The organism is Pseudomonas atagonensis, from assembly GCF_011369485.1.
GTDB classification, from domain to species: Bacteria; Pseudomonadota; Gammaproteobacteria; order Pseudomonadales; family Pseudomonadaceae; genus Aquipseudomonas; species Aquipseudomonas atagonensis.
Genome location: NZ_VXCA01000027.1, coordinates 309,392 through 321,525 on the forward strand (window position 1 = coordinate 309,392; position 12,134 = coordinate 321,525).

13 protein-coding genes and 1 pseudogene are annotated in these 12,134 nt (G+C 59.9%); 8 read left to right on the forward strand and 6 right to left on the reverse strand.

Going from position 1 to position 12,134, the window contains the following annotated elements:
- The first annotated feature begins 2 nt into the window (after positions 1 to 2).
- The 3 genes from F2P67_RS20205 to F2P67_RS20215 all read left to right on the forward strand — a co-directional run bounded on the left by F2P67_RS20205 (position 3) and on the right by F2P67_RS20215 (position 3,079).
- Complete coding sequence (locus F2P67_RS20205; protein ID WP_166222778.1) at positions 3 to 491, forward strand: DMT family transporter; 489 nt, start codon at positions 3 to 5, stop codon at positions 489 to 491.
- A gap of 167 nt (positions 492 to 658) precedes the next feature.
- Positions 659 to 1,894, forward strand: a complete 1,236-nt coding sequence (locus F2P67_RS20210) for an aminotransferase class I/II-fold pyridoxal phosphate-dependent enzyme (protein WP_166222781.1) — start codon at positions 659 to 661, stop codon at positions 1,892 to 1,894.
- A 15-nt stretch (positions 1,895 to 1,909) separates the two neighbouring features.
- Positions 1,910 to 3,079: a multidrug effflux MFS transporter gene (locus F2P67_RS20215; protein ID WP_166222784.1), complete on the forward strand. Its 1,170-nt coding sequence runs from the start codon at positions 1,910 to 1,912 to the stop codon at positions 3,077 to 3,079.
- On the opposite strand, the gene yiaY is transcribed toward F2P67_RS20215, so the two are convergent.
- Positions 3,076 to 4,224, reverse strand: a complete 1,149-nt coding sequence (gene yiaY / locus F2P67_RS20220; RefSeq protein ID WP_166222787.1) for an L-threonine dehydrogenase — start codon at positions 4,222 to 4,224, stop codon at positions 3,076 to 3,078. The genes F2P67_RS20215 and yiaY overlap by 4 nt on opposite strands.
- A 154-nt stretch (positions 4,225 to 4,378) precedes the next feature.
- Between yiaY and F2P67_RS20225 the strand changes: the two genes are divergently transcribed.
- A complete protein-coding gene (locus tag F2P67_RS20225) occupies positions 4,379 to 5,398 on the forward strand; it encodes a DUF4917 family protein (protein ID WP_166222790.1) in 1,020 nt (339 codons plus the stop codon).
- 100 nt (positions 5,399 to 5,498) lie between these two features.
- On the opposite strand, the gene F2P67_RS20230 is transcribed toward F2P67_RS20225, so the two are convergent.
- Complete coding sequence (locus tag F2P67_RS20230; protein WP_103305546.1) at positions 5,499 to 6,041, reverse strand: helix-turn-helix domain-containing protein; 543 nt, start codon at positions 6,039 to 6,041, stop codon at positions 5,499 to 5,501.
- 106 nt (positions 6,042 to 6,147) lie between these two features.
- On the opposite strand from F2P67_RS20230, the gene F2P67_RS20235 reads away from it, so the two are divergent.
- Both F2P67_RS20235 and F2P67_RS20240 read left to right on the forward strand, forming a co-directional pair.
- Positions 6,148 to 6,930, forward strand: coding sequence for an aldolase (locus tag F2P67_RS20235; RefSeq protein ID WP_166222793.1), 783 nt, complete (start codon positions 6,148 to 6,150; stop codon positions 6,928 to 6,930).
- A 29-nt stretch (positions 6,931 to 6,959) separates the two neighbouring features.
- Entirely contained in the window at positions 6,960 to 7,841 is an 882-nt protein-coding gene (locus F2P67_RS20240; protein ID WP_166222796.1) for a dihydrodipicolinate synthase family protein, read from the forward strand.
- A gap of 131 nt (positions 7,842 to 7,972) precedes the next feature.
- Here the strand turns inward: F2P67_RS20240 and F2P67_RS20245 are convergent, their stop codons facing one another.
- From F2P67_RS20245 to F2P67_RS20255, 3 genes are all read right to left on the reverse strand, one after another.
- Positions 7,973 to 8,317, reverse strand: coding sequence for a YegP family protein (locus F2P67_RS20245; protein WP_166222799.1), 345 nt, complete (start codon positions 8,315 to 8,317; stop codon positions 7,973 to 7,975).
- Positions 8,318 to 8,401: 84 nt separating this feature from the next.
- Positions 8,402 to 8,707, reverse strand: a complete 306-nt coding sequence (locus F2P67_RS20250) for a ribbon-helix-helix domain-containing protein (RefSeq protein ID WP_166222802.1) — start codon at positions 8,705 to 8,707, stop codon at positions 8,402 to 8,404.
- 13 nt (positions 8,708 to 8,720) lie between these two features.
- Complete coding sequence (locus F2P67_RS20255; protein WP_166222805.1) at positions 8,721 to 9,302, reverse strand: DJ-1/PfpI family protein; 582 nt, start codon at positions 9,300 to 9,302, stop codon at positions 8,721 to 8,723.
- A 204-nt stretch (positions 9,303 to 9,506) separates the two neighbouring features.
- Between F2P67_RS20255 and F2P67_RS20260 the strand changes: the two genes are divergently transcribed.
- Positions 9,507 to 10,424 carry a DMT family transporter gene (locus F2P67_RS20260; protein ID WP_166222808.1) on the forward strand — a complete coding sequence of 306 codons (918 nt, stop codon included), beginning with the start codon at positions 9,507 to 9,509 and terminating at the stop codon, positions 10,422 to 10,424.
- Here the strand turns inward: F2P67_RS20260 and F2P67_RS20265 are convergent.
- The gene (locus F2P67_RS20265) at positions 10,412 to 11,629 is read right to left on the reverse strand and encodes a class I SAM-dependent methyltransferase (RefSeq protein ID WP_166222810.1); all 1,218 of its coding nucleotides are present in this window, start codon (positions 11,627 to 11,629) and stop codon (positions 10,412 to 10,414) included. The two genes, F2P67_RS20260 and F2P67_RS20265, sit on opposite strands and share 13 nt — an antisense overlap.
- A gap of 298 nt (positions 11,630 to 11,927) precedes the next feature.
- Between F2P67_RS20265 and F2P67_RS20270 the strand changes: the two are divergent.
- Positions 11,928 to 12,080: pseudogene (locus tag F2P67_RS20270) on the forward strand (xylulokinase); the annotation flags it as partial.
- Positions 12,081 to 12,134: the final 54 nt, after the last annotated feature.

The following is a 12,134-nucleotide window of genomic DNA, read 5'->3' on the forward strand; positions in this document are numbered from 1 at the left end:
CCATGAGTACGTTGCAGTGGGCCGGATTGCTGATGTTGGCCGCATTTGCCGGCGCGGTCGTGCCGTTTCAGAGCGCGATCAACAGCAATCTGGCTCGAGGTTTGGGGCATCCATTGTGGGCAACGCTGGCCTCTTTGCTGGTCAGTGTTCTGGTGCTGCTGCCGGTGATTCTGGCGCTGCGCTTGCCGCTGCCTTCACTGGCATTCATCGGCAAGGCGCCGTTGTGGATGTGGACGGGCGGCGCGTTCGGGGTGTGTTTTGTGGCGCTGGCGGTGGTGCTTTTGCCCAGGCTTGGCGCTTCCGGTTTTGTTGCATTGGCGCTCGCCGGGCAGGTGCTGGCGTCGATGGTACTTGATCACTTCGGGCTGTTCGGCCTGGTTACCAAACAACTGACGTTACCGCGTGTATTCGGCGCGTTACTGCTGATCGCCGGCGTAGCGCTGATTCAGTTCGGTGGCGCCTTTAACCGGAATCTGGTTTCGGCGGGGTAAGACGTCAGCGCAAACCGACAACACCGCCGGTAACGCCCTACAACTGAATATCCAAAACCGCTCAATATTGCAGGACGTGTCTGATTCAAGCCTGACGCCGTGCCCCGTAGAGTCTCGTAACAAACGTTGCAACACCCCACGGATCGCTACGCTAAAGGGACGAACTGATGAATCTGACACAACCTGCACCCAACATTTACTCCAATTACCGCAAAGTCATCACGCTGGCCAACGGCGATTGGGATATCGCCGAACAGGGAAAAATCGCCGGCCTCAACGTTGAAATCAAAGGCACCAATCACCTGCTCGATCAGTACGGTCGTGACTTCCATCATTTCTGCACCACCTCCTATCTTGGGCTGGATCATCATCCCGCATTGCTCGAAGGCGCCATCGCCGCGCTGCTGGACACTGGCACCTTGCGCATTGCCAACTCAAAGAACCGCTGCAAACTGGCGCTGCTGGAGCAATACGAGGCGGAGCTGTCGCAGCTGTTTGAGGCTGTTTGTGTCAGCACCCTGTCCTGCAGCGCCGCGAGCGCCGGCATCCTGCCGTTGCTGGCCAGCGGCGTGTTGACCGAGAATCGGCCGCCGGTGATGGTGTTCGACCGTCAGGCGCATTACTCGATGAATCACCTGAAAGCGGCCTGCGCCGATGAAACCCGCGTGCTGACCTGCCCGCACAACGACATGGATTTTCTAGAAAAGGCGTGCCAGCAATTCGGGCGGGTGGCGTACATCGCCGACAGCGCCTACAGCATGGGGGGCGTGGCGAACATGGAAAGCCTGTTGTTCCTGCAGGATCGCTACGGGCTGTTTCTCTATCTGGATGATTCCCACGCGTTATCCGCCGTCGGTCATCACGGCGCAGGGCTAGTGCGGCCGCGGCTCACTGCACTGGGTGACGACTGCCTGATTGTCGCGTCGCTGGCCAAGGCTTTCGGCGCGAGCGGTGGTCTGGTGATGCTCGGCAACGAGCGGCAAAAGAAAATCATCCAGCGCTACGGCGGCCCCAGCAATTGGTCGCAAAGCCTCAATTGCGCGGCAATCGGTGCCGGCAGAGCATCGATCCGCCTGCATCAAAGCGTGGAACTTTCAGCGCTGCAGGACAGGCTTCAGGCTAATATCCGCCTCTTCGACAGCCTGATCGGCACCGAGCAATGCCACAGCAACATGGCGATTCGACTGATCAAATGCGGTCGGGCGGAGGTCGCCAACCGTGTCGCCAGCGCATTGTCCGAACAGGGCTTTTTCACCGGTGCCGTGTTTTTTCCCGTCGTTGCACAAGGCAACGCCGCCATTCGCATCACCCTGCGCGCCGACATGGATGCGCCGTTGATCCAGCGTTTCTGCGAGGTGATCACCGAGTTGCTGCGCACGCATCGCTGCGACCTCGACGACTGATAACAAGGACGATTGATGAACCCCGGCATCACCCTCCTCGTCACCTGTGGCACGGTATTTCTCGCGCAGTTGGGCATGAGCATTTACTTGCCGGCGTTGCCACAGATTGCCGACGACTTGCACACGGAATCGGCGCAGGTGTCCTGGGGTCTGTCGCTCTACCTGATCGGCATGGCATTGCCGATGTTGTTCTGGGGCAGTCTGGCCCAGCGAATCGGACGCAAACCAGTATTGCTCGCCACGCTGGGCATTTATGGACTGGCGAACCTGGCGCTGTCGCTGGGTACGACACTGGAAGCCTTTTTGCTGCTGCGACTGGTGCAAGGCATCGGCGCCAGCGGGATTTCGGTGATGGCGCGGGTGCTGATTCGCGACAGCTTTCGCGGCGATCTGCTGGCGAAAACCTTGTCGTGGATTTCAATCTCATTCGTGGTCGCACTGGGCATCGGCCAGTATTTAGGGTCGTTGATTCAAGTGGCACTGGGCTGGCAGGCGATCTTCTATCTGCTTGGCGCGAGCTGCCTGTTGATGGCGCTGATCGTGTCGCGCCTGCGTTTCCCGGTGCTCGGTGAAGCGCCGGCAACGGTCTCATCGTGGTCGGCCTATCGAGTCATTCTGTGCCATCGGGCCTTTCTGTTGCCAGCACTGGCCGGTGGCCTGGGATATGGCGTGATCATCGCCTTCAACACCGCAGCGCCGCTGATTCTGCAAGGGCCGTTTCAGTGGACGACGATGGAATACGGGCTGTTGGGGTGGCCCATCAGCGTGGCGTATTTTCTCGGTGCGCTGGCGGTCAATCGCTTTGTTTTGCGCACCGGTCAGCAGCGACTGATGGCACTGGGGGTGGGGTTGGTATTGGCGGGCTGCAGCCTGATGTTGCTCGGCAGTCTGCTGGCCAGCTCGGTGGCGCTGTTGTTGTGGCTGCCGTATTGCGTGGCGGTGTTCGGGCAATCGCTGAACTACCCGATCAGTCTGTCCAGGGCTAACGACGGTGCACCAATTGCCGGTGCCTACGCGATGGCCTTGAGCGGGTTCATTCATCAATTGATGGCCGCGATCATCGGTGCGCTGGCCAGTCTGATCGCCAGTCCTCAGGCGTGGCCGTTGTCACTGTTGTGCACGTGTCTGGCACTCGGCGCGATGCTTTGCGTGAAGTTCGCGCCGAGTGCCACTCACAGGGTTTAGAAGGCGTTGCGGAAAATTTCCTCGATCTGCCGCTGGTCTGCCGCCCGAGGATTGGTGATGCCACACGCATCTTTCAAGGCGTTGGCGGCGAGCACCGGAATGTCAGTGCATTTGGCCCCGAGTTCGCGCAAACCGCCGGGAATCTCCACGTCTCTGGCCAGACAGCGAATCGCCGTGATCGCTGCCTGCGCGCCCTCCTCCGGGCTGAAACCACGGATGTCTGCGCCCATCGCGTGCGCGACATCGGTCAGCCGCTCGGCGCAGACCAGCGCGTTGAAGGTCTGTACGTGCGGCAGCAGCACGGCGTTGCAGACCCCGTGCGGCAAGTCGTAGAAGCCGCCCAACTGGTGCGCCATCGCGTGGACATACCCAAGGGATGCATTGTTGAACGCCATGCCGGCAAGAAACTGCGCGTACGCCATGTTCTCCCGCGCAGCGAGGTCGCTGCCGTCGCGTACGGCTAGGCGCAGGTTGTTGCTGATCAAGGTCATGGCCTTCAGCGCACACGCATCGGTGATCGGGTTGGCGGCGGTCGAGACGTAGGCTTCGATGGCGTGGGTCAGGGCGTCCATGCCCGTGGCAGCGGTCAGGCCTTTAGGCATCGCGACCATCAGCGCCGGGTCGTTGACCGACAGCAGCGGCGTGACGTTACGGTCGACGATGGCCATTTTCACGTGCCGCGCTTCATCGGTAATGATGCAGAAACGGGTCATCTCACTGGCAGTGCCGGCGGTGGTATTGATCGCGATCAGCGGCAGTTGCGGCTTGGTCGACCGGTCGACGCCTTCGTAATCGCGGATCTGCCCGCCGTTGGTTGCACACAGGGCGATGCCCTTGGCGCAGTCGTGAGGCGACCCGCCGCCCAGCGATACCACAAAATCGCAGCGACTTTCCTTGAGCAACCCCAGCCCGGACTCGACATTGGCAATGCTCGGGTTCGGTTTGGCACCGTCGAAGATCACCGAATCGATGTCCTGCATCGCCAGTTTTTCGGCGACCATGCTGGCCACGCCGGCCTTGGCCAGCCCTGCATCCGTGACGATCAACGCCTTGCGAAACCCGTAATTGCGGATCGCGACCATGGCTTCGTCGAGGCATCCGCTGCCCATGATGTTGACTGCCGGAATGAAAAAGGTGCTGCTCATCGTGCGTCTCCTGACTGGGACCGAGTCGACTGTCTGATTCGGTGGATGCCCACAGGATCGACCGATCAGTCACACCCGATGTTGATCTGGCTCAATGCCCGCTCGTGATAAAGTCGCCGCCCATCAGCCCCTATGTTTTGAGATGTGCCAAGCAATGAGCGATTTTCTGGATGTCGATGCCACCCTCGAAGACTGGAACACCCTGCGCGCTGCGACCGGATTCAGCGGCCTGCTGGTGGGCAACGGCGCCAGCCGCGCGGTGTGGGACGATTTCGGTTACGACTCGCTGTTCGAAAATGCCCGCACCGTTGAGGAAAAACCGCTGAGCCCGTCGGAGCTGAGCGTGTTCGATGCGATGCAGACGCGCAGCTTCGAACAGGTGCTGGGCGCGTTGAAAACCACCAGCCGGGTCAACAAGGCGCTGGCGGTCAGCTCGGCGGCGCCGCGTAATCGTTACTATGCGATCAAGGAAGCGCTGATCAACACCGTGCATGCCGTGCACATTCCGTGGCGCCTGGTGCAGCCGTCGACACTCGCCACCCTGAACGAAGAACTGGCGCGTTATCGCACGGTGTTCACGACCAATTACGACTTGCTCAATTACTGGGCTTTGCAGCACAAAAGTGCGGCCATCGATGACCTGTTCAACGGCGCCAACGCCAGTTTCGATCTCTGCGAAAGCGCCACAGACAAACCGCGCTTGCTGTACCTGCACGGTGGCCTGCACCTGGTGCGCAATCAGGACGGCACCGCACGCAAACTGACCTCGACCGAAGGCACGCTGCTCGGCAGTTTCGCGATCAACAACACGATCAAGACGCTGGACGACGTGCCGCTGTTCGTCACCGAAGGGCCGAGTGCGGACAAGCTCAAGACCATTCGCAGTTCGGATTATCTGTCGTTCTGTTACCAGCAGTTATTGGCCCATGGCGACAGTCTGTGCATCTTCGGCCATGCGCTGGGTGAGCAGGACGCCCATATCGTTCGGGCGTTGCGTCTGGCAAAACCTACGAGCGTGGCGATCTCGATTTATCCGCGCAGTGCGGCGTTCATTCAGCACCAGAAACGGCATTACGCGAAGGTGTTCGAAGGCACGGGGGTTGAGCTGCGTTTTTTTGACTCCAAGAGCCACCCGTTGGGCAATCCGAAGCTGTCGGTGCCTGTCGAGGTTTGATGTTGACCGGGCTGACGCCTTCGCGAGTAAGCCCGCTCCCACATTTGGAATGCATTCAACCTGTGGGAGCGGGCTTGCTCGCGAAGTCTTTTAGGGCAACTCACTCTTCGGCGCTGTGCACCACCACCAGCAACTGCGCCTGCACTTCGCCCACCGATCTGATCCGGTGCGGTTTCTGCGCGTTGAAGTGCAGCGCATCGCCGCGTTCCAGCAACACTCGTTCGTTCATGAAATCGACCTCCACCTGCCCTTCATGAACGAACAGAAACTCCTCGCCCAAATGCTCCTTGAACGTTTTGTCAGTGAACTCGCTCGGCGGGTAAATGATGAACGGCAAGAGGTTGCGCTCGCTGACCTGATGGGCCAACACCGCATAGCCCGGGCTCTGATCGTTGGCCGCCAGTGACTGACGCTCGTGACTGCGCACCAGGCTGTAGCTGTCGAGGCTGACGTTGTCTTCGGAGAACAATTCCTCGACTTTCACATTCAGCGCTTTCGCCAGTTTCAATGCCGCAGCAATCGACGGGGTGTTCAGCCCGCGCTCGACTTTCGACAGATAACTCTTGGTCATACCGGATTTTTCGGCCAATGCCTCAAGGGTCACGCCAAGTTTTTTTCTCAACAATTTCAAACGGATAGACATGCGCAGCGGTTATTCCATTGAGGAAGCGACGATTTGTGCTTGCCAATGACACTTTGTGTCATATAGCCTCTTTAGTGTCATTTGCAATCACTCAAAGGACACAGACATGGCCAAGACATTAGCACTACCCAAAGACCAACTGGTCAAGCAAGCGCTGACCCAGATGCAAAAATCTCTGGCGGATAATACGTGGACAGACCGGCAAAAGCTGGCCCTGACCTGCCGGATTCTGTTCGAGAGCGGTCACGACTCCGGCCTCGCCGGGCAGATCACCGCCCGTGGCCCGCAGCCGGGCACCTATTACACTCAGCAACTGGGGCTGGGTTTCGACGAAATCACTGCGAGCAATCTGCTGCTGGTCAACGAGGACCTGGAAGTGCTCGAAGGTCACGGCATGGCCAACCCGGCCAACCGTTTCCACAGTTGGGTGTACCGCGCCCGACCGGACGTGAACTGCATCATTCACACTCACCCGACGCACGTTGCGGCGCTGTCGATGCTGGAAGTGCCACTGGAAATTTCCCACATGGATCTGTGCCCGCTGTACGACGACTGCGCATTTCTCGAAGGCTGGCCGGGGGTGCCGGTGGGTAACGAGGAAGGCGAACTGATTGCCGGGGCACTGGGCGACAAGCGCGCGATCTTGCTCTCGCACCACGGCCAGTTGTCGACCGGCACCACTATCGAGGAAGCGTGTGTCATCGCCCAACTGATCGAACGTGCGGCCAAGCTGCAACTGCTGGCGATGGCCGCCGGCACGATCAAACCAATTATCCCGGCGCTGGGCCGCGAGGCGCACGACTGGGTGTCAAAACCGAAACGTCACGCCGCTGCCTTCAACTACTACGCCCGGCAGAACCTGCATCAGCACGCCGATTGCCTGAACTGAATATCTACCCATCCTTGCGGAGCACACTCATGTCCAACATTCACGGCATCATCGGCTACACCATCACCCCGTTCGGCGCCCACGGCGGAGGCCTCGACCTGCCGGCACTCGGCCAATCGATCGATCGTTTGATCGACAGCGGCGTCCACGCCATCGCGCCGCTGGGCAGCACCGGCGAAGGGGCCTACCTGAGCGACGCCGAGTGGGATCAGGTCGCTGAATTCAGCATCAAACACGTGGCGAAACGCGTGCCGACCATCGTCAGCGTGTCCGACTTGACCACCGCCAAAGCGGTGCGTCGCGCTCGCTTTGCCGAAGCCCACGGCGCCGATGTGGTGATGGTGCTGCCGGCCTCGTACTGGAAACTCACCGAAGCGGAAATCCTCGCCCACTACCGCGCCATCGGCGACAGCATTGGCGTGCCGATCATGCTCTACAACAACCCGGCCACCAGTGGCACCGACATGTCGGTCGACTTGATTCTGCGCATCGTCGGCGCCGTGGAAAACGTGACCATGGTCAAGGAGAGCACCGGCGACATCCAGCGCATGCACAAGCTGCAATTGCTCGGCGAAGGTCAGGTGCCGTTCTACAACGGCTGCAATCCGCTGGCACTGGAGGCGTTCGCCGCCGGGGCGAAAGGCTGGTGCACGGCGGCGCCAAACCTGATTGCGCAACTGAACCTGGATCTGTACGCGGCGTCGCTGGCAGGCGATCTGGCCAAGGCGCGCGAGCTGTTCTACCGCCAGTTGCCGCTGCTGGACTTTATTCTCAAAGGCGGTTTGCCGGCGACGATCAAGGCTGGTTTGCGCGAGACCGGGCTGGAGGTAGGCGATCCGCGCTTGCCGGTATTCCCGTTGAGCGAAACCGGGCGTGGTCAGTTGCTGGCAATCCTGAAAACCCTGCGCTGATCCTCAAGTCACCGCAAAAAACCATGTGGGAGGGGGCTTGTTCCCGAATGCTGAATACCAGTCGACATCTCTCTGACTGACACATCGCATTCGGGAGCAAGACCCTTCCCACATTTTCGGATCCTCAGTGTTCAGAGGACCGGCAGGGTCTTGTCCTTGATCACTTTGGTCGGGCCGTTGGCCTTGACGCTGGCGATGCCTTTGTCACACGCAGCGTCCGAGGAATACGACTCGCTGCTGCCGATGATCTGGTGATTGGCAGCCTTCAGATTGAAGTACGGATGGCCGTCCTTGGTCGATTTCTTCTCGTAACGCTCGTCCAGCGGACTGTTGGTCTGTACCGAAGCGATGCCACCATCGGCTGCCGCACGGGTGGTGTAGAGCTCGCTGGTGAGAATGGTCTCGGCATTGGCGGCTTTGAGTACAAACCTGAACTGGCCATTGCTGCTTTTACTCACTTCGTACCATCCGGACATGCTCGTTGCTCCTTGGCGGTTGAGAGGTTTCGCGCAACTGAGTAAAGACCAGCCGCCGAATTCTGTCGCCTGACCCGACTCTGGCTATTTCCCTAGCGCCCGCACCACCGAAAGCTGCGGTGCATTCACCCGCTGCTGACTCAGATACCGCGTGCAACTCACCCGCAGGAACGAGGCAAAATTCACCACTTCCCCGCGATAGTCCATCACCTCTTCATACAGCTTGGCGATCAACTGGTTGGTGGTCATGCCGTCGACTTCGGCGATTTCGCTGAGGATGTCCCAGAACTGGTTTTCCAGGCGCAACGTCGTCACCACCCCGCAGATACGCAGCGAGCGCGAACGGGACTCATAGAGAATCGGGTCGGCCTTTACGTACAGCTCGCACATGGAAAAGCCCTCGTTACAGGGTGATTTGGGTGCCGAGCAAACCGAGGAACCCGGCCAGCCAGTTCGGGTGCGCCGGCCATGCCGGAGCTGTGGCCAGATTGCCTTGAACGTGGCCATCCGTCACCGGGATGTCGATGTACGTACCGCCCGCCAGTCGCACTTCCGGCGCGCAGGCCGGATAGGCGCTGCACTCGCGACCCTCAAGAATGCCCGCCGCTGCCAGCAGTTGCGCACCGTGACAGACCGCGGCAATCGGCTTGCCGGCCTTGTCGAAGGCGCGCACCAGTTCGAGGACTTTGTCGTTCAACCGCAGGTATTCCGGCGCACGACCGCCGGGGATCAGCAGCGCGTCGTAATCAGCCTCGCTGGCCTTGGCGAAATCGAAGTTGAGGGCGAACAGGTGCCCGGGTTTCTCGCTGTAGGTCTGATCGCCTTCAAAGTCATGGATCGCCGTGCGCACGGTTTTGCCGGCCGCTTTGTCCGGGCATACCGCGTGGACGGTGTGTCCGACCATCTGCAGAGCCTGGAACGGCACCATCACTTCGTAGTCTTCGACGTAATCGCCGACCAGCATCAGAATCTTTTTCGCAGCCATGGGGAGGACTCCTCTGGGAAATGCCTGGGAGTATTCAAGGTAGACCTTATCCGCAGGGCCAGGTAATAACTGACTACTACACCCCTCGCCACAAGGTTTTTTGCAACTGTATGGATAAGTCTGTGCCTAGCTGTAACAGCCCGAACGCCACGGATTATGGCTAGATGAGGAGAACTTCCAGCCACCTCAATATCTGGTTCCCTCATGTCCTCGCGCGAAAACACCGGCATGGCCCTCGGCCTGCTCGGCGTTGTGATTTTCAGCCTGACCCTGCCCTTCACCCGCATCGTGGTGCAGGAACTGCATCCGCTGCTCAACGGCCTCGGCCGCGCGCTGTTCGCGGCGATTCCGGCGGCGATGCTGCTGTTGTGGCGCCGGGAACAGTGGCCGACCTGGAAGCAGATCAAAGGCCTGAGTCTGGTGATCGCCGGGGTGATTCTCGGCTTCCCGGTGTTGTCGGCGTGGGCCATGCAAACCCTGCCGGCGTCCCACGGGGCACTGGTCAACGGTTTACAGCCGCTGTGCGTGGCGCTTTACGCCGCATGGTTGTCCCACGAACGTCCGTCGAAAGCCTTCTGGGCCTGTGCTGCACTGGGTAGCGCGCTGGTGCTCGGTTATGCGTTGTACACCGGTGCCGGGAGCATTCAGGCCGGGGACTTGCTGATGCTCGGCGCGATTGCCGTCGGCGGGCTGGGCTACGCCGAAGGTGGCCGGTTGGCCAAGGAGATGGGCGGCTGGCAGGTGATCTGCTGGGCGCTGGTGCTGTCGACGCCCTTGCTGATCGGCCCGGTCTTGTATCTGGCGCTGCAGCATCACGGTGCCGTGTCGGCCAAGACCTGGTGGGCGTTTGGTTACGTGGCGCTGTTCTCGCAGTTTCTCGGCTTCTTCGCCTGGTACGCCGGGCTGGCCATGGGTGGCATTGCCCGGGTCAGTCAGATCCAGTTGTTGCAGATCTTCTTCACCATCGCCTTTTCAGCGTTGTTCTTCGGTGAACATGTCGAGCCGATTACCTGGGTGTTTGCCTGTGGCGTGATCGCGACCGTCATGCTCGGTCGCAAGACCGCAGTGAAATCAAATGTGGGAGCAAGCTCGCTCCCACAAGATCTTGGTCAGGCGAGGTAACCGTCAGCGCGCAGCAGGGTTTCCAGGCAGTGCTCGCTGATGTTGTAGAACGCCTTCAACTCCTCAATCTTCACCAACAGCTGAGCCGGGTCTACCGGCTCGGCGCGCTTCACCGCGAGGATCATCTTGTTCTTGTTGGTGTGTTCCAGCGAGATGAACTCGAACACCTTGGTCTCGTAACCGCAGGCTTCCAGAAACAGCGCCCGCAAACTGTCGGTGACCATTTCCGCCTGCTGCCCCAGGTGCAAGCCGTATTGCAGCATCGGTTTGAGCAGTGCAGGGCTCTGGATTTGCAGACGGATCTGCTTGTGGCAGCACGGCGAACACATGATGATCGACGCGCCCGAACGGATGCCGGTGTGGATCGCGTAGTCAGTGGCGATGTCGCAGGCATGCAGGGCGATCATTACGTCCAGCTCGCTCGGCGCCACGCTGCGCACGTCGCCGCACTTGAACACCAGACCCGGGTGATCGAGTTTTGCCGCGGCGGCGTTGCACAGGTTGACCATTTCCTCACGCAGCTCGACACCAGTGACTTCGCCCTCGGCCTTCAGGGTGTTGCGCAGGTAATCGTGAATCGCGAATGTCAGGTAACCCTTGCCCGAGCCGAAATCCGCCACCCGTACCGGTTTGTCCAGCGCCAGCGGCGACGTGGTCAGCGCATGGCTGAACACTTCGATGAACTTGTTGATCTGCTTCCACTTGCGCGACATCGCCGGGATCAGCTCGTGTTGCGCATTGGTCACACCCAGATCCTTGAGGAACGGACGGCTCAACTCGAGAAAGCGGTTTTTCTCGCGGTTGTGTTCGGCGGACGGCGCTTCGCGCAATTGCTGGGGTTTGCTCATGAACAGCGAGCTCTTGCCCTTTTTGCTGTATTCGAGCTGGGCTTCGTCAGTCAGGGTCAGCAAATGCGCATTTTTGAACGCCACCGGCAGCAGCCCGGCAATCGTCGTCACCGCTTCGTCCAGCGGCAGGTTCTTGGTGATGTCACGGGTCTTGTAGCGATAAACGAAGGACAGGCACGGCTGCGCCTTGACCGTCACCGGTTTGATGATGATCCGCTGCAGGTCCGCTTCTTCGCCGACGTACTTGGCCAGCACCAGTTTGATGAAGCCGTTCTGCTCGAGGCTGGTTTGCAGCAGCTCGATGAACTGGGCGTGGTGGTCGGGCGCCGGTTTGGCAGATGGGGCGGTAACGGACATGAGAAAAAGCGGCCTCGGACGGGCAAATCGGGAATGGCCGCTAGTTTAGGGGGGATGGGGGGTTGGGGACACGCTCTTATTTACCGAACGGCTTTTAAAAGCGACCCTCATCCCAGCCCTCTCCCGGAGGGAGAGGGCTGGGGTGAGGTGTTTTTTCGAGTTACGCCGACCTGAAATACCGAGTCGAACTCAAGATTTGAAATCTAAAAAATCTGGCTCCCTTTCCCCCTCTCCCCTTGGGGAGAGGGCTGGGGTGAGGGGTGGTTCTTGAACTTTAGCACAACTGACTGGTTCAAACATGACCCAACAACTCTTCCTCGGCATCGACTGCGGTACCCAAGGCACCAAATCCATCACCCTCGATGCCGTCAGCGGTCAGGTGCCCGGCCAGGGCGCCGCCGCCCACACGATGATAAACGCTGCCACCGGTAGTCGCGCGCAAGACACCCGGCCTGTCTCTTATAAAACTTGGACGCACACGGCCGATTGAAAGTCTATGACCTGA